Origin of the sequence: Paracoccus sp. MKU1, assembly GCF_001447385.1 — a bacterium.
In the GTDB taxonomy this organism is placed as follows: Bacteria; Pseudomonadota; Alphaproteobacteria; order Rhodobacterales; family Rhodobacteraceae; genus Paracoccus.
The window spans coordinates 1-25801 of the sequence record NZ_LLWQ01000099.1 but is presented as its reverse complement, the minus strand read 5'-3'; the positions used below and the strand labels follow the sequence as shown (position 1 = coordinate 25801).

At 67.6% G+C, this 25801-nt stretch carries 22 protein-coding genes; 16 read left to right on the top strand and 6 right to left on the bottom strand.

From position 1 onward, the window contains the following. Positions 1 to 11: 11 nt before the first annotated feature. Genes AQY21_RS06480 through AQY21_RS06460 form a run of 5 tightly spaced genes read left to right on the top strand, consistent with a single transcriptional unit; the run spans position 12 to position 4643 of the window. A complete protein-coding gene (locus AQY21_RS06480; protein ID WP_058096941.1) occupies positions 12 to 1181 on the top strand; it encodes a CaiB/BaiF CoA-transferase family protein in 1170 nt (389 codons plus the stop codon). Beyond that, positions 1178 to 1954, top strand: a complete 777-nt coding sequence (locus AQY21_RS06475) for an enoyl-CoA hydratase-related protein (RefSeq protein ID WP_058096940.1) — start codon at positions 1178 to 1180, stop codon at positions 1952 to 1954. The genes AQY21_RS06480 and AQY21_RS06475 overlap by 4 nt, the downstream gene beginning before the upstream one ends. A 5-nt stretch (positions 1955 to 1959) precedes the next feature. Beyond that, positions 1960 to 2316 (top strand): ferredoxin family protein, encoded by a 357-nt coding sequence (locus AQY21_RS06470; protein ID WP_058096939.1) that lies wholly within the window; start codon positions 1960 to 1962, stop codon positions 2314 to 2316. Next, positions 2313 to 3179 (top strand): dihydrodipicolinate synthase family protein, encoded by an 867-nt coding sequence (locus AQY21_RS06465; protein WP_058096938.1) that lies wholly within the window; start codon positions 2313 to 2315, stop codon positions 3177 to 3179. Before AQY21_RS06470 ends, AQY21_RS06465 begins: the two co-directional genes overlap by 4 nt. Before the next feature lie 18 nt (positions 3180 to 3197). Further along, positions 3198 to 4643, top strand: a complete 1446-nt coding sequence (locus tag AQY21_RS06460) for an aldehyde dehydrogenase family protein (protein ID WP_058096937.1) — start codon at positions 3198 to 3200, stop codon at positions 4641 to 4643. Between the two features lie 611 nt (positions 4644 to 5254). Here AQY21_RS06460 and AQY21_RS06455 read toward each other — a convergent pair. Then, a complete protein-coding gene (locus AQY21_RS06455) occupies positions 5255 to 5857 on the bottom strand; it encodes a TetR/AcrR family transcriptional regulator (protein WP_152988134.1) in 603 nt (200 codons plus the stop codon). Between the two features lie 205 nt (positions 5858 to 6062). Between AQY21_RS06455 and AQY21_RS06450 the strand changes: the two genes are divergently transcribed. Both AQY21_RS06450 and AQY21_RS06445 read left to right on the top strand, forming a co-directional pair. Continuing rightward, positions 6063 to 6644, top strand: a complete 582-nt coding sequence (locus AQY21_RS06450) for a hypothetical protein (RefSeq protein ID WP_058096935.1) — start codon at positions 6063 to 6065, stop codon at positions 6642 to 6644. A 722-nt stretch (positions 6645 to 7366) separates the two neighbouring features. Then, positions 7367 to 9619 (top strand): caspase family protein, encoded by a 2253-nt coding sequence (locus tag AQY21_RS06445; RefSeq protein WP_238986705.1) that lies wholly within the window; start codon positions 7367 to 7369, stop codon positions 9617 to 9619. A gap of 123 nt (positions 9620 to 9742) precedes the next feature. On the opposite strand, the gene AQY21_RS06440 is transcribed toward AQY21_RS06445, so the two are convergent. Next, positions 9743 to 10276 carry an isochorismatase family protein gene (locus AQY21_RS06440; RefSeq protein ID WP_058096933.1) on the bottom strand — a complete coding sequence of 178 codons (534 nt, stop codon included), beginning with the start codon at positions 10274 to 10276 and terminating at the stop codon, positions 9743 to 9745. An 88-nt stretch (positions 10277 to 10364) separates the two neighbouring features. Between AQY21_RS06440 and AQY21_RS29995 the strand changes: the two genes are divergently transcribed. From AQY21_RS29995 to AQY21_RS06410, 7 genes are all read left to right on the top strand, one after another. Further along, positions 10365 to 10499, top strand: a complete 135-nt coding sequence (locus AQY21_RS29995) for a hypothetical protein (protein WP_255374794.1) — start codon at positions 10365 to 10367, stop codon at positions 10497 to 10499. 356 nt (positions 10500 to 10855) lie between these two features. Continuing rightward, the gene (locus tag AQY21_RS06435; RefSeq protein WP_058096932.1) at positions 10856 to 11857 is read left to right on the top strand and encodes a LacI family DNA-binding transcriptional regulator; all 1002 of its coding nucleotides are present in this window, start codon (positions 10856 to 10858) and stop codon (positions 11855 to 11857) included. A gap of 128 nt (positions 11858 to 11985) precedes the next feature. Next, positions 11986 to 13020 carry a sterol desaturase family protein gene (locus tag AQY21_RS06430; protein WP_058096931.1) on the top strand — a complete coding sequence of 345 codons (1035 nt, stop codon included), beginning with the start codon at positions 11986 to 11988 and terminating at the stop codon, positions 13018 to 13020. Continuing rightward, positions 13017 to 13328 (top strand): MocE family 2Fe-2S type ferredoxin, encoded by a 312-nt coding sequence (locus tag AQY21_RS06425; protein WP_058096930.1) that lies wholly within the window; start codon positions 13017 to 13019, stop codon positions 13326 to 13328. The genes AQY21_RS06430 and AQY21_RS06425 overlap by 4 nt, the downstream gene beginning before the upstream one ends. 74 nt (positions 13329 to 13402) lie before the next feature. Then, positions 13403 to 14347 carry a substrate-binding domain-containing protein gene (locus AQY21_RS06420; protein WP_058096929.1) on the top strand — a complete coding sequence of 315 codons (945 nt, stop codon included), beginning with the start codon at positions 13403 to 13405 and terminating at the stop codon, positions 14345 to 14347. 60 nt (positions 14348 to 14407) lie between these two features. Then, positions 14408 to 15613 (top strand): NAD(P)/FAD-dependent oxidoreductase, encoded by a 1206-nt coding sequence (locus tag AQY21_RS06415; protein WP_058096928.1) that lies wholly within the window; start codon positions 14408 to 14410, stop codon positions 15611 to 15613. Next, positions 15613 to 16485, top strand: a complete 873-nt coding sequence (locus AQY21_RS06410; RefSeq protein ID WP_152988133.1) for a sugar phosphate isomerase/epimerase — start codon at positions 15613 to 15615, stop codon at positions 16483 to 16485. The genes AQY21_RS06415 and AQY21_RS06410 overlap by 1 nt, the downstream gene beginning before the upstream one ends. 619 nt (positions 16486 to 17104) lie before the next feature. Here the strand turns inward: AQY21_RS06410 and AQY21_RS06405 are convergent. Together AQY21_RS06405 and AQY21_RS06400 are read right to left on the bottom strand one after the other, a co-directional pair. Next, positions 17105 to 18766 (bottom strand): OFA family MFS transporter, encoded by a 1662-nt coding sequence (locus tag AQY21_RS06405; RefSeq protein WP_058096926.1) that lies wholly within the window; start codon positions 18764 to 18766, stop codon positions 17105 to 17107. 214 nt (positions 18767 to 18980) lie between these two features. Next, entirely contained in the window at positions 18981 to 19868 is an 888-nt protein-coding gene (locus AQY21_RS06400; protein ID WP_058096925.1) for a bestrophin family protein, read from the bottom strand. 502 nt (positions 19869 to 20370) lie between these two features. Between AQY21_RS06400 and AQY21_RS06390 the strand changes: the two genes are divergently transcribed. After that, positions 20371 to 21741, top strand: coding sequence for a sigma-54 dependent transcriptional regulator (locus tag AQY21_RS06390; protein WP_058096923.1), 1371 nt, complete (start codon positions 20371 to 20373; stop codon positions 21739 to 21741). Beyond that, positions 21734 to 23704 carry a cache domain-containing protein gene (locus tag AQY21_RS06385; protein ID WP_058096922.1) on the top strand — a complete coding sequence of 657 codons (1971 nt, stop codon included), beginning with the start codon at positions 21734 to 21736 and terminating at the stop codon, positions 23702 to 23704. Before AQY21_RS06390 ends, AQY21_RS06385 begins: the two co-directional genes overlap by 8 nt. Positions 23705 to 23729: 25 nt before the next feature. Here AQY21_RS06385 and AQY21_RS06380 read toward each other — a convergent pair whose 3' ends face one another. Next, on the bottom strand, positions 23730 to 25109 hold the full coding sequence (locus tag AQY21_RS06380) for a sigma-54 dependent transcriptional regulator (RefSeq protein WP_058096921.1): 1380 nt from the start codon (positions 25107 to 25109) through the stop codon (positions 23730 to 23732). Positions 25110 to 25280: 171 nt separating this feature from the next. Further along, on the bottom strand, positions 25281 to 25801 hold a 521-nt coding region (locus tag AQY21_RS06375), incomplete at its 5' end, for an NAD(P)(+) transhydrogenase (Re/Si-specific) subunit beta (RefSeq protein ID WP_161905952.1).

The following is a 25801-nucleotide window of genomic DNA, read 5'->3' as shown; positions in this document are numbered from 1 at the left end:
AGGGAACCACCATGACGAAACAGCACCTTCCGCTGGAGGGCATCCGCGTCCTCGACTTTACCCAAGTGATGATGGGGCCTTGCGCCACGCAGATGCTGGCCGATTTCGGTGCGGACGTGATCAAGGTCGAACGCCCGGGCGAGGGCGACCTGTCGCGCAACTTCTTCGGAGAGCCGAGCGAGGAGGCGATGAACAACGCCGTCTTCGCCTCGCTCAACCGCAACAAGCGGTCGGTGGAGATCGACACCAAGTCCGAGGTCGGCCGCCGGATGATCTATGACCTGGTCAGGAGATCGGACGTAGTGGTGGACAATTTCCGCGCTGGGGTGATGCGGCGCCTGGGCTTCGACTACGACACGCTGTCGAAGATCAACCCCGCCATCATCTGCGCGTCGGGCACCGGCTTCGGAGAGGCCGGTCCCTATGCCCACAAGGGCGGCCAGGACGTGCTGGCCCAGGCCATGACCGGGGTCATGGAAAAGACCCAGGATCCGGCGGTGCCGAAGTCGATCTATCCGACCACGCTTTGCGACTACACGGCCGGGATGCATCTTGTGCAGGGCATCCTTGCGGCGCTTCTGGCGCGGGTCAGGACCGGGCGCGGGCAGAAGGTCGGCGTCTCGCTCTATGACTCGATGATCGCCATGCAGATGCAGGAGGCCGCGCAGTGGTCGAAGCATCGCGAGGTGCTGAACTGGGCCGCGATGCCTCTGACCGGCGTGTTCGACACGACCGACGGGGCGGTGGTGGTGGTCGGCGCTTTCAAGCCGCATCCGTTGCGCGACATCTGCGCGGCGCTGGAGATCGAGGATCTGTCGTCCGCTTATCCGAATCTCGCGGCGCAGCGGGCCAACAAGCCCTATTTGCAGGGACGCTTCCGCGATGCCTTTGCCACCAACACGACCGCCCACTGGATCAAGCGGCTTGAAGATCAGGACCTGCTCTGCGCCCCCGTCCGATCCCTGGGCGAGGCGCTGGACGACGCGCAGACCGCAGCCAATGGCATGCTGCTGGACCTGGACCACCCGATCCTTGGCAAGATCACGCTCGTCGGGTCGCCCGTCCATCTCAGCGAGGCGCCTCTGGTGATCCGCCATGCGCCGCCGCGACTGGGAGAGCATACCGACGAGGTCATCCGCGAATTCAACCTGAACGCCGTCGCGCGGAAGGAGGCGGTATGACCGTCCGCTTCGAAGTCGTCGATCAGGTCGCGCGCGTCACCATCGACCGCCCTGACCGGATGAATGCGGTCGATGCCGCGACCGAAGCCAGGCTTGACCGTATCTGGTCGGAAATCGAGGCGCGCAGCGATATCCGCTGCGTGGTCCTGACCGGGGCGGGCGACCGGGCCTTCAGCGCGGGCGCGGACATGAAGGCCGCCAACGGGCTCAGCGGGCTGGAATACTGGGGTGCCGCCAATCCCAACGGCTTCGGCGGCATCGCCCTGCGACAAAGCCTGACCGTGCCGGTCATCGGCCGGGTCAACGGCCTTGCCCTTGGCGGCGGGTTCGAGATGGTGCTGGGCGCCGATATCGTCATCGCCTCGACCGAAGCCCGGTTCGGACTTCCAGAGGCACGGGTCGGTCGCCTGCCGCTGGATGGCGGCATGGTCGCCCTGCAACGCCTGATCCCCCGCAACATCGCCGCCGGGCTGATGATGACGGGCCGGATGCTGTCCGCGCAAGAGGCCGCGCAGTTCGGGCTGGTCAATGCGCTCGTGCCGCCCGACCGGCTGGATGCCGAAGTCGATGCCTGGGTCGCGGACATCCTGTCCTGCGCGCCCCTGTCGGTGGCCGCGATCAAGGACACGATCCGTTCGACGGCGCATCTGAATCCGCAGGAGGCGCGCGACCTGCGCCGCCCGGCCCTGATCGCCGCCCTGCAATCCGAGGATTCGGTCGAAGGCGTCGCCGCCTTTCGCGAAAAGCGCGCGCCCGTCTGGCGCGGCCGGTAACTGCCATGGCGCTTGTCATCCAGGGCCAATGCATCGACGTCAAGGACGGGATCTGCACCACCTCCTGTCCCGTCGATTGCATCTACGAGGGCGAGCGGATGTTCTACATCCACCCGACCGAATGCATCGAATGCGGTATGTGCGAAAGCATCTGCCCCGTTGACGCGATCCGATACGAGGACGAGCTGGATCCCGAAAACGCCATCTTCGCGCGCATCAACCGCGAAGTCTTCATCAACGCGGCGGGCGAGATGGAGGAACCCGGCGGCTGGTCCCGGGCCATGGCGCCCCGGCCGGATCATCCCGATCTGCCGATCCGCCCCCGTCCAGTCATGCAGGCAATCTCAAGGAGAATAGGATGAAAGGGATCGTCGCTGCGGTGCCGACACCGATCGATGCACAGGGCCGCTTCCTCGGGGTCGCCTTTGTGGAACATGCCCGCTGGGCCCTGGCCAATGGCTGCGATGGAGTGAACATCCTGGGATCCACCGGCGAGGCGAATTCATTCGATATCGGGATGCGTCGTGTTGTCATGACCCAGGCCGCCGAGGCGCTGGACCTCCGCCGCCTGATGGTCGGAACCGGCACGCCGTCGATCGACGAAACGATCGATCTGACATGCCATGCCGATGACCTGGGCTATCCCGTGGCGCTGGTCCTGCCGCCCTATTACTATACGCCCCCGTCCGACGAGGGGCTGATCGCCTGGTACCTGGCGCTTCACGCGGCGCTTGGCGACCGGCCGATCCGGGTCTGGTTCTACAACTTCCCGCAGATGACCGGCTTCGTGATCCCCGAGACGGTGATCGCGCATCTGCACGCCGTGGCGCCGCAGCGGTTCGACGGCATCAAGGACAGTTCCGGCGACCTGTCCTATTGCCGGAACCTGGTCTCCAGGCTGCCCGGGTTGAATGTCTTTCCCAGCTCGGAAACCTCGCTGGCCGCGGGGCGACGGGACGGCTTCGCCGGCTGCATCTCGGCCACGGTGAACCAGACCGCCCCGATCTGCGCGCGCGTCTGGCGCGGAGAGCTGGGCCTGGCGCCCCGGCTTGCCGAATTGCGCACCGCCATATCGGCATGGCCTCTGATCCCCGCGGTCAAGTATCTGGTGGCCCGCCGCACCGCCAACCCCGAATGGCAGAACGTGCTGCCGCCCTTCACGACCCTTGGTGCGTCCGCCATCGCATCGCTGGATCGACTGGCGCCCGATCGCGTCGCAGCCTGAACCCGGCAGGAGAAGATCATGAAAGACACGAGTGAAATCCAGGGCAACCTGATCGGCGGCGAATGGCTGCTGGACGGCGATTGCCGCCCCAATGTGAACCCTTCCGATACCCGCGACATCATCGGGCATTTCGCCTGCGCGGGTCGCGCCGCGGTCGATCAGGCCGTCCATGCCGCCCGGTCGGCCTTTCCGGCCTGGGCGGCGGCCGGTCCGCAGGTCCGGCATGACCTGCTTGACGCCGTCGGCACCGAATTGCTGGCGCGGAAGGAAGAGATCGGCCGCCTTCTTGCCCGGGAAGAGGGCAAGACCCTGCCCGAGGCGATTGGCGAGACCACCCGCGCGGGCCAGGTCTTCAAGTTCTTTGCCGGAGAGGCGCTGCGCGTCACCGGCGATGCCCAGCAATCGGTCCGCCCCGGCATCGACGTCGCCGTCACCAGAGAGCCTTTAGGCGTCATCGCCCTGATTACGCCCTGGAATTTTCCGATCGCCATCCCGGCCTGGAAGATCGCGCCCGCGCTTGCCTATGGCAATTGCGTGGTGTTGAAGCCCGCCGAACTGACGCCGGGCTGCGCCCATGTGATCGCGCAGCTTCTGCACAAGCATGGCTGCCCGGCCGGCGTCTTCAACCTGGTGATGGGGCCGGGATCGGTCTTGGGCGATGCCCTGGTGTCGCATCCGGGCATCGACGCGATATCCTTCACGGGTTCGGTGGCGACCGGTTCGCGCATCGCCGCGACATGCGGCACCCTGCGCCGGAAGGTGCAGCTCGAGATGGGCGGCAAGAACCCGATGGTGGTGATGGACGACGCGGATCTGCAAACTGCGGTGCAGGCCTGCCTGAACGGCGCCTTCTTCTCGACCGGGCAGCGCTGCACGGCGTCTTCGCGGCTGATCGTGCAGAAAGGCATCCACGATGCCTTTGTCGAAAGGCTTGGCCGCGAAATGCGGGCGCTACGCGTCGGGGATGCCTTGCAGGCGGACACCCAGATCGGACCGGTGGTCGATCAGCGCCAGCTTGATTCCAACCTCGCCTATGTGGATCTCGCCCGAAGCGAAGCTGCCGAGGTGCTTGGCGGCGAGCGGCTGGAGCTGGAGAAGCCCGGCTTCTACCAGGCCCCGGCCCTGTTCCTGAACACGACGAACGAGGCCCGCATCAACCGCGAGGAAATCTTCGGCCCCTGCGCCTCGGTCATCCGGGTCGAGGATTTCGACGAGGCCCTGGCCATCGCCAATGACACCGAATTCGGCCTTTCAGCCGGGATCTGCACCGGCAGCCTGAAGCACGCCTCGGAGTTTTGCCGCAGGGTCGAGGCGGGGATGGTCATGGTGAATCTTCCGACCGCAGGCGTCGACTATCATGTGCCGTTCGGAGGGCGTAAGGGCTCGTCCTTCGGTCCGCGGGAGCAGGGCCGCTATGCTGCCGAATTCTACACGGTGGTGAAGACAGCCTATCAGCTGGCCTAGCAATCGTGCCGATGGGCCGCCGGTGCCATGGCTAGGGTCGGGAAAAATTAATGACATAGAACAATCACCGGTGCGGGGCGGTGGCGCATGCCATTCCGGCCCGCACCAGTAGACGCCCTCCCAAAGCAGGGCAAAGCGGGGCCGGGATCGGACGCATCGCCTCATTGTCGCGCGCAGGCCTGGGAAAGTGGCCCTTCATCATCACCAAAGGCCACAAGGGGATGGTCGTGCGGCCCGTCCTCGCGACTTGGCACGTTTCCCGCAGGGCCATGCTGCCTGCCTCCGAGGTCCGCTTGTCGCCCATGCGCGAATATTTGCGGGCCTGTATCCAGGCGGCCAGTCGTCATACGGATCGGGCACCCTATGGGGGCGCCCTCGACATTGCGAAACAGTGTCCGACCGCAATCGGATCGCACCAGAAAAATCTCTCTGACCAATGGGTTGGAGAGATTTTTATCTCTACTGAACCTGTGTGGTTCAATAAAAATCAACGATTTTCGCTCGCAATCTTGAATCGGGGTTCTTCACCCGCAACCGATTGCGAACGTAGAATGGGGTGGATCGCCTCCCGCGGATCAGTCCAGGCGGACACCCGCGTTCCTGCAACTCGCTCAGTCGGCCATGCCGCCTGGAGGGCGCAGGGTTTCGACCACCTGCCGGGCCAGCCCATCGGCGAAGTCCCGATCTAGCGCCGCATGCTTCGAAAAGGCGCGGAAATAGATCGGCCCCGCATAAAGGTCGATGATCAGGTCCAAGTCCAGGTCGCTGCGGAACACGCCGGCCGCCTGGCCCCGCGCGATCAACGCGCGCGCATGGTTGCGGCGCGGGACCAGGAAGCCCTGGTGGAACGCGGCCATCAGCGCCTCGTCGTTCTGCGCGCGGCCCAGAAGCTCGGCGATCACCCGGCCGACCCGGCCTTGCAGGAAGCGGGCCAGCGAGACGATGTATTCATGCAGCGCAAGCGCCGGCTCGGCGATGCCGGGGGTCGGGACCTCGTCCTCGACCATGGCGAGGAAGGCGTCGATCACGATCGCCTCGACCGAGTTCCAGCGCCGGTAAAGCGCCGGGCGGCTGGTCCCCGCAGCGCTTGCGATCTCGTTCAGGGTCAGCTCGGACAGGGATTTTTCGGCCAGAAGCGCCCAGGTCACGCCCAGCACCCGCTCGCCCAGTTCCTCGTCCATCGGGCGGCCACGCGGCTTTCTGTCTTTCTCCACGGCAATTCCCCTTTGCCAGAACCGGGTGAGTCGGCTTAATAGCGTTACATGAAATAACGTTATTATGTGTAACGAAATCCCTTCGCCGCAGCAATGGCAGAGGGCCGGCCAGCTTCATTCATCGGGAGGACGATACATGGGCATCACCATCGCGGCCGAGGTGCATATCTACATGTTCACCTAGGATTTCCGCCGCATCACCCCCGTGGCCGAAAAGATCCGCGCGCGGGGCGTGCCGTTCAACTTCGTGCTGGATCATTCCCATGTGTTGCTGAAGATCGAAAGCCCCGAGGAACAGGACGCCTGCGGCATCCGCGCCGATGTCGAAGGCGGCCGGCTGATCCTCGATCCCCATGAGCCGGGCAATGTCATCGACGAATGGCTGGCGCAGAACATGGTGGTCGGGCTGCAAACCCGGTCGGTGGCGCCAAACGGGCCGAAGAACACCGCGATGATGGGGCCGGGCGGGCGTTACGGCCGCGCCTGCCAGTATCCGTTCTTTCGCCCCGCACGCGGCGAACGGGACCATGACTGGCATGCCTGGAAGGTCGAACCCAGCAAGCACGTCGCCCGCAAGGTGCTGCAATATCACCACGACCGCGCCGACAGCCCGCTGCGCTGGCTGACCACCGACATGATCGACATGGCCGATTACGGCGGCGGCGCGGGCTATTCGCTGTTCGAGCAGAACGTCGCCATCGCCCATTGGCTGCGCGAGACCTGGCGCGAGATCGCCGGTGCCGATCTCAAGGCGGAGGGTCGAGAGCAAGGCGGACCGCCGAGCTGATCACGGAGGGGCTGGAGGGTACGATGGCCAGCGAAGCTGGGGCCGACATGTCGCGGCCCATAACGGGTTCCTCGCGCGCGGCGCGCCATCCTTCTAACCGGACGGTCACGGGCAGACGCAGCAATTGAGATCACTGGATGTCTTCAAATGTGGATCAAACGGTTGTCCGCAACCGCGCTGTTGCATCAACAGATCTTGAGATGGTTCTTCTGTGAAAGAGCGGCACGCCCTTGCCGGCTTCGCGGCACTGTCGCAGGAAAATCCGGCTGCTGGTCAAGGCTGGGCCGGAGGGCATGGCAGCAGGCACGAGCGGCGGGGCCTTGGGCGACAAGGCATCGGCAGGGCAGGAATCTCTGGCTGGATCGTGCGATTTGAACTATCATATTCATATTGTAATGCGGGGCGGCAAAGATGCGTATCCCTCTGGCCCTAACTCTCTCGACAGCAGTAATCGCGCTTGTTTCCGGTTGTGAGGAAACCCTCTCCTCGTCCGAACCCAGCATGCAGGCGCAGCCGACGATTTCCTCGACGGGGTCGGACGGCGGTGGGGGCGGTCGCTCTGGCGATGGCTCCGGCACAGGCGGCTCCGGTTCCGGCGGCGGCTCCGACGGCGGAGGTGGTGACGACGGGGGCGGCGATGATGGCGGCGATGACGGTGGAGGAGGCTGGGGCTAGCGATGTCCGCCGGGCGACCAGCAAGGTCCCTGCTGCTTGCGGCGGCCGTGTCGCTAGGCCTGACGACCCTGGCCGAGGCCGAAGGCGCCCGTATCGCGCTGGTCGTCGGCAATGGGGACTACCAGCGTATCCCGGCCCTGGACAATGCCGTGCGCGATGCCCGCGACATCGCCGACATGCTGCGCGGTTTCGGCTTTACGGTGCAGGAGGCCCATGACCTCGACAGGCCGGGCTTCGAAACCTTCCTGCGCACCGCCCTGCTCAACATTCCCGAAGGCTCGGAACTGGTCTTCTTCTATGCGGGCCACGGCATCCAGATCGGGCGCCGGAACTATCTGCTGCCGACCGATGTGGCCTTTGAAAGCATCTATGACCTGCCGGTGCAGTCCGTCACCCTGGACCGGGTGATCGAACTGCTCTCGGCACGCGGCTCAAGCCATGTCGCGATGATCGATGCCTGCCGCGAAAACCCTTTTCCGAACCTGCGCCTGGCGGCGAATCTCGATGCGACGCTGTTCGAGACCAAGTCCGGATTCGAGGTGTTTTCCACCCCGATCAATTCGCTGGTCGCCTTTTCGACCTCGCCCGGGCAGGTGGCCTTTGACGGCGAAGCGGGTGGAAACGGACCCTATACGCAGGCGATCCTGACCACGGCAGGACAATATTCGAATGAGAACATCCTGACGATGCTGGCCGAGGTGCGCCAGCGCGTCTATCAATCTACCAGCGGCCGGCAGGTGCCCTGGGAAAGCTCGACCCTGGTGCAGCCTTTCTATCTGGTGCAGGGCGGGCCCGGATCGTCCCCACCGTCCCAAGGCCCGGTCAGCTCCCAGCCCGACCGCGGCGTGACGCCGGTGCAGGGGCTTGCAGTCGATCTGACGGCACCCTTCGCGCGCGAACTGCCGTTGGGCGACAGGCTTGCCGGGCGGATCGGCGGCCCGCTGGACGAGGTTTCGGTGATCGAGGCTCCGCAGCATGGACAGCTCGATCTTGCCGGTGGCGCCGCGACCTATCGCCCGCACCTGGCCGAAACACCGATGGCGGGCAAGACCGAACACATCCTCCGCGACCGCTTCAGCCTCCGCATCGGCGGGGCCGAGCCGCGCGTCCTGAACGTCTCGGTCGAGATGCCGGCCCTGTCCTGCGATGTTCAGGCAGGCGATGCGCTGGACCTTCAGGGCGTGGGCCTTTACCGCCTGCCAAACGAGATCGAACCCCGGCGCGCGCTGGCCGATTGCAGGCAGGCCGTGGCGGAAAATCCCGGCACTGCCCGGCTGCTTTACCAGCTCGGCCGTGCTCAACAGGCTTCGGGCGACCTGAAATCGGCCTATGACAGCTTTCGTGCCGCCGCCGCGGCTGGCCATATCCGCGCCGGTCACGCCGCCGCCATCCTGCTGCTCAGCCCGCGCATAAATCGCGATACGGTGCCCATCCCGCGGGACGAGGCGCAGGGCAATGCGCTTCTGGACGAGGCCATCGCCGCCGGCGATCCCTTTGCCATGCACAGCCGCGGCCTGCGGCTGCTGCGCAACGGACCCGCGGAGGCCGATCGCCAGCGCGGGTTCGAGTTGCTGGAGCGCGCCGCCGAGCTTGGCCACACCTATTCCATGAACGAGCTGGGCGCCTATTTCCTCGATCCCGACAGCCGCTGGTTCCGGCCGGAACGCGGGCTGACCTATTTGCGCGCCTCGGCCGAGCGCAAGGATATCTATGGCTACAACAACCTGGGGCTGGTGGCGTTGCGCGGGCACGAGGGCGTGAAGCCGGACCATGCCGCCGCCCGGGATTGGTTCGAGCGCGCGGCCCAGGGCGGGCATCCCTTTGCACCCTCGAATCTGGGGCGGATGATCATGCGCGGCCAGTTGGGCAAGCCCGATCCGCGCGCGGCCTTGCGCTGGTATGACATGGGGCTGGCCCGGGGCGACGGCTGGGGCGGCGCCAACGCCGCCGGCATCATCCTCAAGGGCGATGCCCGGCCTTTGGGCCCCGCCGATGCCGCCCTGCGCGCCGTCAAGGCGCTGTATCTGCCGGCGCCCGATGCGGCCAGCCGGGCGCGGGAGCTGCTGGACGGGATTGCCGCCGCCGATCTGGACCGGGCCACGCAGATGATCCTGAACGACCTGGGCGAAGCGGTGGTCGTGGATGGGCGGGCCGGTCCCGCCACGACCGAAGCACTGGCCCGGGCGGCCAGCCGGGCCGGTCTGGAAACCTTGCCCGTCGATGCGGGGGCGCAAGAGCGTCTGCGGATGGCGGCCCGCGCCTGGTGGGCGCAGAACCCGCCTCGCGTCGATCTGTTCTGACGCCGATCGGGCGGGCGGCCATCGACGCGGCTGCTGGCGCCGCTGCCGAGGCGACGTTCCGGGGCCAAGGGGGGCGCGGTGTTGTGCTTGCGGGATGCCCTGTCCGCCGCCTTGGTAGGTTTTCTAGCGGATCAAAGCCGCCACCTCACGGAACCGGGGATGTTCCGCAGTCTTCAGCCATTCGAAAACCACCATCTCGGTGGTGACGATCTCGGCGCCATGCTTCTCCATCCGGCGGAGCGCGGTCTCCTTGCTCTCCGGCTTTCGGGAGCCGATGGCATCGCGCACCACATGGACCTGACGGCCGGCATCCAGCAGCCCCAGCACCGTTTGCAGCACGCAGACATGCGCTTCGCAACCGGTGACGATGACCTGCGCACTGGCAGGAATGCGATCCGTGAAACCCTCCTCGCCGCATGCCGCGAAGAATTGCTTATGGACCACGGGGGCAGCACCGATGGTCAATTGTTCCACCGTCGGTCCAAGACCTTCCGGATTCTGCTCGGTAACCAGGCATGGAACGTCCAGCATCCGCGCTGCTTCCAGCAGCCGACCGGCATTTCGAAGGGCGGTTTCGGCGTCATGAATGGCAGGCATCAGACGTGCCTGAAAGTCGATGACCAGAAGAAGCGAATGCTCGGGGGCGATTGTCGGCATGGTTCATCCTTCCGAAAGATGGTCGATGCGGTTTCTTACATAAGCCGCCATCGCACGGACCGGCGTGCAGCGACAGAGGCCCTGCGGCATGGGCGAAGCTGACACAGAGCGGCGCAAGAGCGCCGTCTATGGGCGCGCGCCGACGCAGATGCAGGTCATGACCAATCTGGAGCGCCCGCGACGGCAGCAGCGCGCCGGCGCGGCCTTGTCGATATTGAGCTGATCGACCACGATCTCGGGCCGCCGAAGCTCTGCTGCGGATGGCAAGGCCCCGATCCGCCCGCTCAACAAGCTCGATCTCGTCGCCCACCGTCGGCCCCCATCTCGCGTACCGGCTTGCTGGGCAGGCGGACCGCCAGCGCGTTCCCCTTTGGCGATCTGCATGGCCCTGTCCTCGAGGGGCTCAGGATAGGCACATGATCGATGTAAATCCATCGCCCATCGGCCTCAAACCGCCATGCGGCGCCGAACCGGACGGGCGGCAGGTTCGGGTCCGGTGGGGGACGGCGCGCGCGCCGGCATTACGGTCGGCGCTGCGGCATGGTAAACCTGTCAGCCAAAGCGACAAGGGCCACAGGCATGAGCAAGCCGACCTTTCACGACATCGCCCGGCTGGCCGGCGTTGGCACCGCCACGGTCGAGCGGGTGCTGAACGGGCGCGGCGGCGTGCGGCCCGAGACGGTCGAGAAGGTGGTGCTGGCCGCCCGTGCCCTCGACTATCCGCGCAAGCTGCCCGACACGCATCGCGGGTTGATGCGGATCGAGGTGCTGATGGTGCGCCCCGAGACGACCTTCTACCGGCGGCTGTCGCGCGCCTTCGAGCGGATTGCCGCGACGCTGGACCCGCTGGTCGTCGTCCATCGCAGCTTCACCGAGGAAATGAATCCGGCCGAGATCGCTGCGCGTATCGCCTCGGCGGGGATGCGACGTGCCGGGCTGATCCTGGCCGTGCCCGACCATCCGCTGATCCGCGCCGCGGTCGAAGCCGTCGCCGCCCAGGGCGTGCCGGTGGTTCATGTCGTCACCCGCGCCTCGGACCGGGCGGGCGAGTTCGTCGGCATCGACAATTACGCCGCCGGACGTAGCGCGGCGATGTTCATCGCCCGCATGAGCCCGCATGCCGGCCGGGTGATGGCGATCTGCCATCCGATCTATCGCGTGCATCGCGACCGCATCCGCGGCTTCTCGGATTATTTCGCCGAACATCCCGGCCGCCTGTCCTTCGACTGGGTCGGCTTCGGCCGGGACGAGGAAAGCCGCCATGCCGACCTGCTGTTCGCGGCGCTGAACCGGCATGCCGATCTCGCTGGCCTTTACAATGCCGGCGGCGCCAATGCGGCGCTGATCGAGGTGCTGCGCCGGCATCCGCGCGGGCGCGCGCTGTTCTTCGTCGGGCACGAGCTGACCGACTACACCGGCCGGGCGCTGCGCGACGGCATCATGGACGTCGTGCTGGACCAGGCGCCCGAGGCGCAGGCCCGCCGCGCGCTGGACCTGATCCTGCGCCGCATCGGCCTGACCGAGATCGAGCCCGACCAGAGCCCCATCCGCTTCGTCACCGTCACCGCCGAGAGCCTTTGATCTGATCCGATCAAGGAAGCTTTCGGCTTCCGCCGGCCGCCCTGCTACATCTTGCCGCAGGAGGAGGGGCCGGCAGGCCATGGCGCGCGGCGCCCTCCGTCACGCCACCCATCGCTTAGGAGAGCGTCATGGACGATCTGCAATTCGGCAAGCGCAACAAGCGCGGCGACTGGGCGCCGGACCGGCCCATCGAGACCGCGCCGCTGTTCGCCTTTCCGCCGCGGCTCAGGGCCATCCTGCACTGGCTGCCGCATTATTTCCTGCCCTGGAACCTGATCTTCGCCGCCTCGGCCGTGGCCTATTGGGCCTGGGTGATCCCGCCGGTCGAGACCATGCAGAGCATCGGCCTGGGCTGGGTCGCTTGGCTTTATGCGGTGAACGCGTTCTGCGTGCTGCTGTTCTACGGCGCCTTCGAGCTGCATCTCTACGTGCTGCGCCGGCAGGAGAACCGCTTCAAGTACAACGGCAAGTTCCCCTCCGAGCAGCGCAGCAAGGCCTTCTGGTTCGAAAGCCAGAACATCGACAACATCCTGCGCACCTTCCTGTCCGGGGTGACGATCTGGACCGGGGTCGAGGTGGTGATGCTCTGGGCCTATGCCAATGGCTACGCGCCCTGGCTGGGCTTCGCCGAGAACCCCTGGACGCTGGCGCTGGTGGCGCTGGTGGTGCCGATCATCCACGAATTCCACTTCTTCTGCATCCACCGGCTGATCCATACGCCGCTGCTCTACAGATGGGTGCATTCGGTGCACCACAACTCGGTGAATCCCTCGCCCTGGTCGTCGCTGTCGATGCATCCGGTCGAGCATCTGCTGTATTTCGGCACCGCCTTCTATCACCTGATCCTGCCCTCGAACCCGGTCCTGATGCTCTATCAGCTGCATTATGCCGGCTTCGGCGCCATCCCCGGCCATGTCGGCTTCGACAAGATCGAGCTGGGCGAGGAGCGGCTGGTCGATAGCCATGCCTATGCGCATTACCTGCACCACAAGTATTTCGAGGTGAATTACGGCGACGCCCTGATCCCCTTGGACAAGTGGTTCGGCACCTGGCACGACGGCTCCCCCGAGGGCGAGGCGCGGATGCAGGAACGCTATCGCAAGCGCAAGGAAAAACTCGCGGCCCGCAAGGCCCACATGGACACCAAGGGAGCCACCGAATGACCGACTGGATCACCGCCTGCAAGCTCGACGACATCGAGCAGGAGGGCGCCATCCGCTTCGACCACGGCAGCCGCACCTATGCCATCTACCGCGCCCCCGACGACAGCGTCTGGTGCACCGCCGGCCTGTGCACGCATGAAGCGATCCACCTCGCCGACGGGCTGGTGATGGATTTCGAGGTGGAATGCCCCAAGCATTCGGGCGCCTTCGACTACCGCACCGGCGAGGCGCTGCGCCTGCCGGCCTGCGAGAACCTGCGCACCTATCCGGTCGAGGTGGTGGATGGCGAGGTTCGCGTGGCCCTGTAGGGGCCGCGCACGCACCAGGGGCCCGCAGGGGCCGAGGAACGCAAAAAGGGTGCCGGGCACCCGAGGGAGGAAGAATGAAACGGATTCTGGTCGCGGCTTCGGTCGCCGCGTTGACGACGACTGCCGCGCAGGCGGAAACCATCGGCGTCTCGATGCAAAGCTTCGACAACAATTTCCAGACGCTGCTGCGCGAGGGCCTGCAAAAGCGCGCCGCAGAGCTGGAGGGCGTCGCCCTGCAAATCGAGGATGCGCAGACCGACGTCGCCAAGCAGCTGAACCAGGTCAACAACTTCATCGCCTCGGGCGTGGATGCCATCATCGTGACGCTGGCCGACACCTCGGCCGCGCCCGGCATCACCGCGGCAGCGGACCAGGCGGGCATCCCGCTGGTCTATCTGAACCTGGAACCCGCGAATATCGCCAGCCTGCCGCCGTCCGAGGCCTATGTCGGCTCGCGCGAGGCGGAATCGGGCAAGCTGGGGGCCGAGGCCGCCTGCGAACTGCTGAAGGGCAGGGGCAAAGAGGCCGATGCGCAGGCCTATATCCTGATGGGCGACCTGGCGCATGAGGCGGCCCGGGAACGCTCGGCCTCGGTGCGCGAGGCGCTGGTGGCGGGCGCGTGCAAGGGCGTGACCATCGCCGACGAGCAGCCGGCGGCATGGCAGCGCACCAATGCCATGGACCTGACCACCAACTGGATCACCTCGGGCCGGCCGATCGACGCGATCTTCGCCAATAACGACGAGATGGCGATCGGAGCCATCCAGGCGCTGAAGGCGGCGGGTACTCCGATGGAGGATGTGGTCGTGGCCGGGATCGACGCTACCCAGGACGGGCTGGCCGCCATGCAGGCGGGCGAACTGGACGTGACCGTGTTCCAGAACGCCGCCGGCCAGGCCGCCAGCGCGCTTGATGCCGCGCTGGCGCTGGCCCGCGGCGAGACGGTGGAGCAGCGGGTCATGGTGCCCTTCGAGCTGGTCACCCCGCAGAACATGGCCTCTTTCGCGGGCCGCAACTGACCTCCCCTGCCGGCGCGGCCTCCTCTCCGCGCCGGCCCTTTTATCCAAGCGGAGAGCAAGATGGACGGCATGGTCATCATCGGCGCCGGCGAATGCGGCACGCGCGCGGCCTTCGCCCTGCGCGAGGCGGGCTGGACCGGCCCGGTCACCCTGGTCGGCGCCGAGCCGGGCCTGCCCTATGAGCGCCCGCCGCTCTCGAAACCCGAGGGCGGGTCGGTGCAGCGCAAGGCGATCTGCGCGCCCGAGGCGCTGGCGGGCGCGGGCATCCGCTATCTGTCCGGCACCGCCGCCGCGGCGCTGGACGCCGCGGCCGAGACCGTGTCGCTGAGCAATGGCGAGGTGCTGCGCTATCACCGGCTGCTGCTCGCAACCGGCGCAAGGCCCCGGCGATTGGCCTGTCCGGGCGCCGAGCGGGCGCTGGATTTCCGCAGCCATGCCGATGCCGAGGCGATCTTTTCGCGCATCGCGCCGGGCCGGCCCGTCGCCATCATCGGCGCCGGGCTGATCGGGATGGAGCTTGCCGCCGTGCTGATCGGCAAGGGCGCGCGGGTGCATGTCATCGAATCCGCCCCGGCACCCTTGGGTCGCGCCGTGCCCGCGCATTTCGCCCGCCGCCTGCACGACCGCCATGTGGCCGAGGGCGTGCGCTTCCATCTCGGCCAGACTGTCGCCGGCATCGAAGCCGCGGGGGTGGCGCTGTCCGGCGGCGGCCTCATCGCCGCCGACCTGGTGGTCTCGGCCATCGGCGTCCTGCCCGAGACGGCGCTGGCCGAGGCGGCCGGGCTGGCCACCGGCAATGGCATCCTGACCGATGCGCAGCTGCGCAGCAGCGCGCCGGGCATCCTTGCAGCGGGGGATTGCGCGGCGGTGGCCGAACCGGGTGGCGGCCATCTGCGCCAGGAAAGCTGGCGCAACGCCCGCGCCCAGGCCGAGACCGCCGCGCGCAACATGATGGGCGCGGCCGAGCCCTTTGCCGCGCTGCCCTGGTTCTGGTCGGACCAATACGATCTGGGCTTGCAGGTCGCCGGGCTTCCCCGCCCCGAACATCAGGCGATTCTGCGCCCGCTGCCGGGCGGAGAGCTGGCCTTCTATCTCGACGCCGGCCGGCTCGTCGCCGCGGCCGGGCTGGGCGCGGGCAACGGCACCGCCCGGGACATCAAGCTGGCCGAGATGCTGATCGCCGCCGGCGCCCGCCCCGATCCGGCGCTGCTGGCCGATCCGGCGGTCAACCTCAAGGCGCTGTTGAAAAGCGCGCAGGCCGCGTGATGCAGCGGCTCGAAGTGTTCCAGTCGCTCTGGGCCATGGAGCGGCGCCATACCGACGGGCAGGAGCGTAGCCTCGACGAGAACATCGTGCTGATCTCCGGAGCCGGCTTCGACGGGGTCAGCGCGCATTACACCACGCGCGCCGAGGTCGTCCGCCTGGACCGCGCCCTGGCCGGCACCGGCCTCGGCATCGAGGGCGTCTGCTTTCCCCGAACGGTCGAGGACCTGCGCCGGCCGCTGGAACTGGCGGCGGAATACCCGGTCCGGCACCTGAACCTGCAACCCGACATCCGCCTGCGCCGGGTCGAGGACTGCCTGCCGCTGCTGGACGGCTGGCTGCGCATGGCCGAGGATGCCGGCGTCCCGGTGCTGATCGAGACCCATCGCGATCGCATGACCACCGACCTGTTCTTCACCCTGGACCTGCTGGACGCCCGGCCCGGCCTGCCGCTGTTGGCCGATCTGTCGCATTTCCTGGTCGGCCGGGAATTCGCTTTTCCGGTCGGTGCGGAAAATCACGCGCTGATCCACCGCATCCTGCGCAATGCCTGGGCCTTCCACGGCCGCGTCGCCTCGCGCGAGCAGGTGCAGATCGAGATCTCCTATCCGCATCACCGGCCCTGGGTCGAACTGTTCCTGCAATGGTGGGACCACGGCTTCCGCGACTGGCGCGCCCGCGCGCCGACGGATGCGGCGCTGGTCTTTACCTGCGAATTGGGCCCGCAGCCCTATGCCATCACCGGCTCCGACGGCAACGACAGCACCGACCGCTGGGCCGAGGCGCTGATGCTGCGCGACATGGTCCGCACGCTCTGGGCCGGAATCGGGGCGGGCCAGCCGCCGCCCGCTCGGCCGGCCGACAGCGGCCGATGACCGGGATGTCGGCGATGCCTGGCGGATCAAACGGGCCGGAGGCATGAAGCGGACCGGATGGCGGTCGGATCGCGGCCGCCGTCCGTCCGGCCCCGGCGCATGGGCCGGGCCTGAGCCGCGCCGATGCTGCGACACGGCCGGGGTGCCGCGGCACAAGATCGGGCCTTGCGGCAAGCGCGACCAGCATCCTGGCCATCTGTCCGGCGGCCCCCGGCGCATGGCCATCGCTCGTGCGCCGTGCATGGAGCCGCGCAGCGAACGCTGCCGGCAGTTCCTGTGGCGAGCCCGGCAGTTTGACCGGCTGGCATGATCGAGCCGCGGCAGCCTGCCGATCTCATGCTCGCCTGCCAGCTCGCTGCCCCTCCCGATGCGGTTGCAGCGGGAGGGGCTCGTCTTTCGTCTGGGCGGAAACATCGGCCAGCTTGAGCGCGATCTCGGCATCCGTCTGTTCCGGCGCGGGCCCTTGCGGTCTCTCCGCAAGGCTGGTCGGCCCGCTTATGGTTGCCGCTATCGCCGGCAGGGCTCGACCATGACCCTTTGACAGAGCGACGACCAGGAAACCTCCCCGTTCCTCCGTCCGGACCGATGCCGGACCTTGAACCGGGGAGGGCCGGCGCCCTCAGCCGAACAGCGCGGCGGTCTTGCGGGCCGTCATCCACACGCCCCAGGCCAGCGGGATGCCTACGGCCGCCCAGGCCAGCAGCGCCGCCAGGTCGAAGCGGCCGCGGCCGATGCCGAAGGACCCTTCCTCGACCGCGGCGGCGCCCTTGCTGCCGGCCTGCAAGGCGGCGACTTCCTCGGGCTTCATGAACCATTTCTCGTCCAGCGGCCGGACCAGCGCATTGCAGAGCAGCCCCAGGGCAAGGAAGCCCGCAAGGGTATACATCGTATAGTCATAGACCTGGGCGCGCGGCACGCCGGCGGCGATCTGCGCCTCGCGCAGGTAGTTCACCACCACCGGGCCGACGATCCCGGCCGTCGCCCAGGCGGTCAGCAGCCGGCCATGGATGGCGCCGACGAACTGCGTGCCGAACACATCCGCCAGATAGGCCGGCACGGTCGAGAACCCGCCGCCATACATCGAGATGATGACGCAGATCATCGCCACGAACAGCACCTGGTTGCCCAGATGCGCCACGCTGGGCGCCAGCGCGTAAAGCACGATCCCCAGGCCGAAGAAGATGAAATAGGTGTTCTTGCGCCCGAACTTGTCCGAAGCCGAGGCCCAGCAGATTCGGCCGCCGATGTTGAACAGCGACAGAAGGCCGGCGAAGCCTGCGGCGATGGCCGCGATGGCAGCCTTCTGACCGGCATCGAGGTCGGAGAAGCCCAGTTCCGGCTGGCCCAGCAGACGGCCGGCGAAGATCTCTTGCAGCATCGGCGAGGCCATGCCGATCACCCCGATCCCGGCCGAGACGTTCAGGCACAGCACCAGCCAGATCAGCCAGAACTGCCGGGTCTTGTGCGCATCGCGCAGATGCACATGGTGATGGGTGATCATCGCGGCCTGCTTGGTTGAGACCCTGGGCTGGAACCCTTGGGGTTTCCAGCCGGTTGGCGGCACCCGATAGCCGAAGGCACCGGCCAGCATGAAGACGAAATAGACCGCCGCCAGGGTCAGGAAGGTCTGCCAGACGCCGATATCGGTCGGGGTCTGGAAATGGTTCATCAGCCGGTCGGCCAGCGGTGCCCCGATCATCGCCCCGCCGCCGAAGCCCATGATGGCCATGCCGGTCGCCAGCCCGCGCCGGTCGGGAAACCATTTGATCAGCGTCGAGACCGGCGAGATGTAGCCGAGCCCCAGCCCGATGCCACCGATGAAGCCCGAACCAAGCCACATCAGCCAAAGCTGATGCGTCATCACCCCCAGGCCGGCCAGCACCATGCCGCCGCACCAGCAGCAGGCCGCCACCACGCCGGCCTTGCGCGGCCCGGCCGTCTCCAGCCAGCCGCCCCAGATCGCGGCCGAGGATCCCAGCAGCACGAAGAACAGCGTATAGATCCAGCCCAGATCGGCCACCCGCCAGTCGCAGCTGGTGGTGAACAAGGCCGTGGCAAGGCTCATCCCCTGGCAGACCACCGGCTCGGTGATCCCAATGGCGCGCGACAGCGGCAGCCAGAAGACCGAGAAGCCATAGGCCATGCCGATGCACAGATGCACCGCCAAGGCCGCCGGCGGCACCAGCCAGCGGTTGAAGCCCGGCCTTGCGATGGTGCGCTCTCGGGACAAGAGCCCGGCCGGGCCCTCATCCTCTATCCAGTTTTCCTGAAGATCCGTCATGATGTCTGTTGTCCTCCCTGGGGTTGCGACACGGGGGTATGGTGGGCGGCCGGCCCCTCCTCCGGCTGCCAGTCACGGTCGCAAATGCATCATGGCAGAAGATCAGGCCAGACTAATACATTGATATCAACTGACAATTTGTCCAAGCCCTATGGACAACCTGTCCTCTTGCGCCGATCGGCACACCATGGCCGGCCACGCGGCGGCCGCGTGCTTACCGGAGGGGCACGGCTGGAAGGCCCGGCAACGGTTCGTTTTCAAGGGCATCCCGCAGCTCGCGCTGGATATTGCGGCACAGGTCGTCCAGCGGCAGGGCATAGGGCGCGCGGCCGAACGGGTCCTCGAGCTGATGGCCAAGCGCATCGAGGCCGAAGAAGGTATAGCCGACCAGCAGGACCGGCAGAAGCGTCCACCAGCCCAGCGAACCCGCCAAGGCGAAGGGCAGAAGCAGGGAAAAGACCAGCGCCGTGCGGTGCAGCAGCAGCGAATAGGCAAAGGGCACCGGGGTGGTGGCGATGCGTTCGCAGGCGGCCTGGACCTGCGACAGCTGCGCCAGATAGGCTTCCAGCACGGAATAGCGAATCTGTCCCAGCCGGCCGCTGTCGCCCAGCACGATCAGCGTGGCCCCGGCCTGTTGCAGGATCGCGTCGGTCGGGTTGGGGCGGCCGGCCAGATCGGTGCCGGGCATCCAGCCCGCGATGGCGGCGATCTCGTTCTGACCGCGCAGCCGCGCCGACAGCCCGGCCGCAAAGGCGCATAGCGACAGCAGAAGATGCCGGCGCTCGGGCTGCGGCAGGTCGGCGCTGGCGCGAATGAGATTGCGGCAGGCAACGGTCAGGCCGCCCCAGAGCTGCCGCCCCTCCCACCAGCGGGCATAGCAGGTGCTGTTGCGAAAGCTCATGAACACCGACAGTGCGATGCCGATCAGGGTGAAGGGAATGGCGCTGAATTGGACGAAGATGCCGGGATGCACGTTGGCTGCCAGGATCGCGATGATGCTGACCGCGCCGATCACCCCCAGCCGCCCGATGATCGACGGGATGATCGAGCCGTGGACCGTGAACAGGATGTCGCGCAGATTGGGCTGGGAACGCCGGTTCATCGTGGTTCAGGACAGCCGGCCATCCGTTGCCGCTTCGCGGGCCGTCCCGGGCGCAGGAGCCGCATGGCCGCTCGGCAAGCCCTTCCCCCATCCCGGATCGAAGCCTTCGGGCCGGCGCAGGTCCGGCGCCCCCCGGGCGCCCCCGTTGCCCTGCCTCAGGGCCGCCGTGCTCCGGGCCGCCGTGCCGATCGGCGCCAGTTCGCGGTAAAGGTCGTGCATGTCAGCTCCGCTGTGTCAAGGATCCGGGCCCGGCCGGCCATGGCGGCACCGGCTCGGGTCCGGGGACGGGATGCGGCCCGCCGCTCCCCGGCCGGGGGCAAGCAGGACGGACCGCCCGGCCCGGATCGCAGCAGAAAAGGGCATTGATTTCAATGGACATTCTGTCCTTCCATTCTGGACAACCTGTCCCTTGACCTCTGCCCTGTCTGCGCCCATCCGGCAAAGGCGGGACGCTTGCCAAGCGTGGCGGGGCAATGCGACTGTATGTGCCAGGGAGGGTGTGATGCAGGCGGAAACCGACCCACGGCCCGGATCGCAAGGCGCCTTCGGCGAGGCGCTTGGCCAAGCCACGATCCTTGTGGTCGAGGACGAGCCGGGCATGCGGAACTTCCTGGAGCGCATCCTGGCGCCGAAATGCCGCGCCGTGCGCCTGGCCGCCAATGCCGCCGAAGCCACCGCCCTGATCGCCGAGACCGATTTCGACCTGGTCATCCTGGACAATCTGATGGAGGGCCAGCGCGGCGTCGACTGGCTGTCCGAGCAGCGGCGGCTGGGCTTCTTTCCGCCCGCCATCCTGATGACCGCCTATGCCGACATGGAAACCGCCATCCAGGCCCTGCAAGCCGGCGCCTCGGACTTCTTGCTGAAGCCCTTTCGCACCAACCAGCTGCTGAACGGCATCGGTCGCTGCCTCGAGGGCGAAAGGCTTCGGCGGGAAAACCTGGTGCTGCGCCAGGAACTGCGCAACAGCGTCGACCAGGACCGGCTGCGGAGCGAGCTGGTCGGCAGTTCCCCGGCCATCGAGGCCGTGCGGCAGATGATCGCGCGGGTCGCGGCGACGCCCTCCTCGGTGCTGATCACCGGCGCCTCCGGCACCGGCAAGGAGGTGGCGGCGCGGATGATCCATGCCCTGTCGGACCGGGCCGGCCGCGCCTTCGTGCCGGTCAATTGCGCCGCCATCCCGCAGGACATGCTGGAGACCGAACTGTTCGGCCATATCCGCGGCGCCTTTCCCGGTGCCGAGCAGAACCGCGAGGGCCTGTTCATGTCCGCGCGCGGCGGCACGCTGTTCCTGGACGAGATCGCCGAGCTTTCCGTGGGGCTCCAGGCCAAGCTGCTGCGCGTGATCGAGGACCGCCGCATTCGCCCGCTGGGGTCCGAGCGCGAGACGACGGTGGATGTGCGGCTGGTCTTTGCCGCCAATGCCGATCTGGACAAGGCGGTGGCCGAGGGGCGGCTGCGGGCCGACCTGCTCTATCGCATCAACGTGCTGCATATCGCCATGCCGACGCTGGTCGAGCGCGGCCCGGACCTGTTCGACCTGGCGCATCTGTTCATGGACATCCTGTCCCGCCAGCTCGGCATGCCGCCCGTGCCGATGACCGCCGAGGTGCGGGCGAACCTGGCCACCTATGACTGGCCCGGCAACGTGCGCGAGCTGCGCAATGCGGTCGAGCGGGCGCTGATCCTGGGCCGCTTCCCGCCGCTGACCGCCCAGCTCGGCCGCCGCGACGGCCAGACCCTGGCCGAGATCGAGCGGCGGGCGATCCTCGGCACGCTGGCGGCGCTGGACGGCGACCGCGAGGCGGCCGCGGCGCGGCTGGGCATCTCGCGCAAGACCATCGACCGGCGGCTGGCGGACTGGAATGGCTGAGGCCGCGCGCCCGCTGCGCCATTCCGTGCGCCATCGCCTGCTTGCCATCGCGCTCTTGCCGGTGCTGGTGATCCTGCCGGTCTTTCTGGGCATCACCATGCATCAATGGTCGCTGAAGTTCGACCGGCTGCTGATCGCCAAGGTCAACAGCGACCTGACCGTGGCCCAGCAATATCTGCAAAATATCCTCGAAACCGCCGGCGAGCGGATCGAGATGCTGGCCCGGTCCGAGGAATTCGCCCATAGCGCCGACCTGCCGGGACTGCTGGACCTTTACCGGGTGCGGCTGGGGCTGGATTATCTCTATCTCGCCACGCCCGCGGGCGGGTTGGTCGCCGCCAGCCCGCAGGGCGCCCGCCCGATGCGCATGCCAGGCTCGGCCCCGGCGCGGGGCGCGCGGAATCTGCTCGAGGTCTTCGACCAGGCCGAGCTTCGCGCCATCTCGCCCGGCCTTGCCGCCCGGGCCGAGATCGCTCTGGTCTCCGCCGCCGCCCAGACGCCGCGGCAGAGGGAAACCCGGGGCATGGTCGCGCAATCGGTCGTCGCGGCGATCCGGCCCGATACCGGTGCGCCGGCGATCATGGTCGGCGGCATCCTGCTGAACCGCAACCTGTCCATCATCGACCGCATCAACGAGCTGATCTATCGGCCCGGCACTCTGCCGCCGGGCGCCCATGCCACGGCCTCGCTGTTTCTGGACGACATGCGCATCTCGACCAATGTGACGGTGGCCGGCGGCGCGCGGGCCCTGGGCACGCGCGCCTCGGCCATCGTGCGCGACCGGGTGATCGGCCAGGGACAGGTCTGGCTGGCGCGCGCCCAGGTGCTGGAGGACCGTTACATCTCGGCCTATGCGCCGGTCGAGGACAGCGCGAACCGGCGCATCGGCATGATCTATGTCGGCATCCTCGACCGCCCCTTCGCCGAGGCCAAGCGCCGCACGGTGCTGCTGGTCCTGGCCGCCTTCCTGCTGGTCGCCTTGGTGACGGTGCCGGTTTTCCTGTGGTGGGCCGGCAGCATCTTCCGCCCGCTCGAGAAGATCGCCGAGACCTTTGCCCGGCTGCGGGGCGGCGACCTTGCCGCCCGCACCGGCGTCACCCGCGGCGCCGACGAGATCGCCGGCCTCGCCATGCTGCTCGACACGCTGCTGGCGCAGTTGCAGGACCGCGACCGCCAGCTCTGCGCCTGGAACGACGCGCTGAACCAGCGCGTCGAGGACCGCACCGCCGCCCTGCGCCAGGCCGTGCAAAAGCTGGAGGCGGCCACGCATCAGCTGGTGCAATCCGAGAAGCTGGCCGCCCTGGGCGAGATCTCGGCCGGCATCGCGCATGAGATCAACAACCCGCTGGCGGTCATCCAGGGCAATCTGGACGTGCTGCGCGAGATCCTGGGCCCGGCGGCCCAGCCGGCCGAGACCGAGCTGCGGCTGATCGACGAGCAGATCCACCGCATCTCGCAGATCGTGACGCGGCTGCTGGATTTCGCCCGGATGGAGGAACCGGGGGAACCGGATGCCGCCGCCGATCCGGTGCAGGCGGCGGTGGAATGCGAGCCGCTGGTCCGGCACATGCTGGCGCGCGGCGGCGTCACCCTGCGCCACGACCTGCGCTCGACGCGCCTGGTGCGGATCGGCCGCGTCGCCTTGCAGCAGGTGCTGGTGAACCTGATCGTCAATGCCATCCACGCCATGCCCGAGGGCGGCGAGATCCGCATCGCCAGCCGCGACGCGCCTCGCGACGGCACGCCCGGCGTGCTGCTGGAGCTTTCCGACACCGGCACCGGCATCCCGGCCGAGATCCTGGGACAGATCTTCGAACCCTTCGTCACCAGCCGCGGCCGCAAGGGCGGCACCGGCCTGGGCCTGTCGATTTGCCGCCGGCTGATCGAGCGCCAGGGCGGCAGCATCGCCGTGGACAGCGACGCGACCGGCAGCCGGTTCCGCATCTGGCTGCCGGCTGCGTGATCCCGGCGCTAGCGGCGCTGGACGGTCATAGCCCCCAGCTTGCGCATTTGCGCTCGATGGTCTTGCGGGACACGCCCAGCCAATCGGCGGCGCGGGAGCGGTTGCCCCCCGCCAGTTCCAGCGCCTGAAGGATATGCCGGCGCTGCACCGCCTCCAGCGGCTCGATCTCCCGCGGCGCGGCGGTGCCCAGCGTCTCCAGCGGAAAGCGGCCGAAGATCAGCGAGCGCTCGATGAAATTGCGAAGCTCGCGGATATTGCCGGGCCAAGGGTATCGCAACAGTGCCGCCCGCACCGGGGAATCGATCTCCAGCGGTTCCAACCCCAGTTCCGCGGCAAGCCCGGCCATGAAGAACGCCGCCAGGTCGAGCGTATCCGTGCCGCGCAGCGTCAGCGGCGGCATCTCGATTTGCAGGACATTCACCCGGAAGAACAGGTCCTCGCGGAACCGGCCGGCCTCGACCTCGGCGGCCAGGCTCTTGCCGGTGGCAAAGACGAAGCGCAGGTCCAGCGCGATCTCGCGCTCGGAGCCGACGGGCCGGATGGTCTGTTTGTCGAGCACCCGCAGCAAGGCGGCCTGGGCCGGCCTGGGCAGCTCCGCGATCTCGTCGAAAAAGACCGTCCCGCCTTCGGCCGAGACGAACAGGCCCGCCCGCCCCTGATCCGTGCCGTGAAGGACGCCGGGCGTATGGCCGAACAGCGCCATTTCCAGCATGTCGGCGGGGATGGTCGCGCAGTTGATCGGCACGAAGGGCCGGTCGGCGCGGCTGGAGAGCGAATGCAGGAAACGCGCCGCCTCCTCCTTGCCGGTGCCCGAGTCGCCCGAGATCAGCACCGGCGTCGGCAGCGCGGCCACGCGGCGCAGCCTTTCGCGCACCGCCTCGATGGCGGGCGAACTGCCCAGAAGCTGGCTGCGCTGGCTCAGCCTCGCCCGGTCGAGCTCGTGGCGCAGCAGCAGGTTCTCGCGCCGCAGCGAGGCCAGTTCCATGCTGCGCCGCACCGCGTTCAGCACCTGGTTGGCGCGAAAGGGCTTCGGCAGGAAATCCGCCGCCCCCGCCCGCATCGCCTCGATGGCGGTATCCAGGTCGGGAAAGGCGGTGATCATGATGGCCTCGAACTGCCAGCCATGTCGGCGCTGCCGCACCAGCCAGTCGATCCCGCGCAGGCCGGGCATCCTGTTGTCCAGCAGCACGATGTCGAAACGTTGCCGCTCAAGCAGGCTGCCCGCCGCCTCGACATCCGCCGCTTCCTGCACCGTCCGGCAATGGGGTTGCAGCGTCTTGGCCAGGAAGTTGCGCATTCCCGGCTCATCGTCGATGACCAGCACGCTCGCCCGGCGCAGCAGCGGGTCGGATCTGTCGGCGGCGGGCGCCGTCGCCTGGCTTTCCAATGCAACCTCCCGTTCCATCCGTTCCCTGCGGACGTTTGCTCCCGTGATACAGCAAGATGCCCGCCGAAACGAGCAAGAGTCGCGGCGCGCAATCGGGGGCAGCGGCGGAATCGCTGCCCCGTCAGGCTGTCCCGCAACGTCCGGCTGGGCAGGACGTGCCGCGCCGCCACCAACAGCGAGATCCCCCCCTCACTCGATCATTGGCAGGAGCTGGTCGATGGATTTTTTTGCGTCGCCGTAGAACATGCGGGTGTTTTCCTTGTAGAAGAGCGGGTTCTCGATGCCGGAATAGCCGGTGCCCTGGCCGCGCTTGGAGACGAAGACCTGCTTGGCCTTCCAGACCTCGAGGACCGGCATGCCGGCGATCGGCGAGTTCGGGTCCTCCTGCGCCGCCGGGTTCACGATGTCGTTCGAGCCGATCACGATCGCCACGTCGGTCGAGGGGAAATCCTCGTTGATCTCGTCCATCTCCAAGACGATGTCATAGGGCACCTTGGCCTCGGCCAGGAGCACGTTCATGTGGCCCGGCAGACGGCCCGCCACCGGATGGATGGCGAAGCGCACCGTCTTGCCCTTGGCGCGCAGCTTGCGGGTCAGCTCCGACACCGATTGCTGCGCCTGCGCCACCGCCATGCCATAGCCCGGCACGATGATGATCTCGTCGGCATCGTTCAAGGCCGCCGCCACGCTGTCGGCGTCGATGGCCACCT

Coding starts and splice junctions, on each gene's coding strand:
- AQY21_RS06460 (WP_058096937.1), top strand. CDS start 3,198: ATGAAAGACACGAGTGAAATCCAGGGCAACCTGATCGGCGGCGAATGG.
- AQY21_RS06480 (WP_058096941.1), top strand. CDS start 12: ATGACGAAACAGCACCTTCCGCTGGAGGGCATCCGCGTCCTCGACTTT.
- AQY21_RS06420 (WP_058096929.1), top strand. CDS start 13,403: ATGAAACGGATTCTGGTCGCGGCTTCGGTCGCCGCGTTGACGACGACT.
- AQY21_RS06435 (WP_058096932.1), top strand. CDS start 10,856: ATGAGCAAGCCGACCTTTCACGACATCGCCCGGCTGGCCGGCGTTGGC.
- AQY21_RS06470 (WP_058096939.1), top strand. CDS start 1,960: ATGGCGCTTGTCATCCAGGGCCAATGCATCGACGTCAAGGACGGGATC.
- AQY21_RS06405 (WP_058096926.1), bottom strand. CDS start 18,766: ATGACGGATCTTCAGGAAAACTGGATAGAGGATGAGGGCCCGGCCGGG.
- AQY21_RS06400 (WP_058096925.1), bottom strand. CDS start 19,868: ATGAACCGGCGTTCCCAGCCCAATCTGCGCGACATCCTGTTCACGGTC.
- AQY21_RS06425 (WP_058096930.1), top strand. CDS start 13,017: ATGACCGACTGGATCACCGCCTGCAAGCTCGACGACATCGAGCAGGAG.
- AQY21_RS06475 (WP_058096940.1), top strand. CDS start 1,178: ATGACCGTCCGCTTCGAAGTCGTCGATCAGGTCGCGCGCGTCACCATC.
- AQY21_RS06440 (WP_058096933.1), bottom strand. CDS start 10,276: ATGCCGACAATCGCCCCCGAGCATTCGCTTCTTCTGGTCATCGACTTT.
- AQY21_RS06390 (WP_058096923.1), top strand. CDS start 20,371: ATGCAGGCGGAAACCGACCCACGGCCCGGATCGCAAGGCGCCTTCGGC.
- AQY21_RS06465 (WP_058096938.1), top strand. CDS start 2,313: ATGAAAGGGATCGTCGCTGCGGTGCCGACACCGATCGATGCACAGGGC.
- AQY21_RS06385 (WP_058096922.1), top strand. CDS start 21,734: ATGGCTGAGGCCGCGCGCCCGCTGCGCCATTCCGTGCGCCATCGCCTG.
- AQY21_RS06415 (WP_058096928.1), top strand. CDS start 14,408: ATGGACGGCATGGTCATCATCGGCGCCGGCGAATGCGGCACGCGCGCG.
- AQY21_RS06430 (WP_058096931.1), top strand. CDS start 11,986: ATGGACGATCTGCAATTCGGCAAGCGCAACAAGCGCGGCGACTGGGCG.
- AQY21_RS06410 (WP_152988133.1), top strand. CDS start 15,613: ATGCAGCGGCTCGAAGTGTTCCAGTCGCTCTGGGCCATGGAGCGGCGC.
- AQY21_RS06380 (WP_058096921.1), bottom strand. CDS start 25,109: ATGGAACGGGAGGTTGCATTGGAAAGCCAGGCGACGGCGCCCGCCGCC.
- AQY21_RS29995 (WP_255374794.1), top strand. CDS start 10,365: ATGGGCGAAGCTGACACAGAGCGGCGCAAGAGCGCCGTCTATGGGCGC.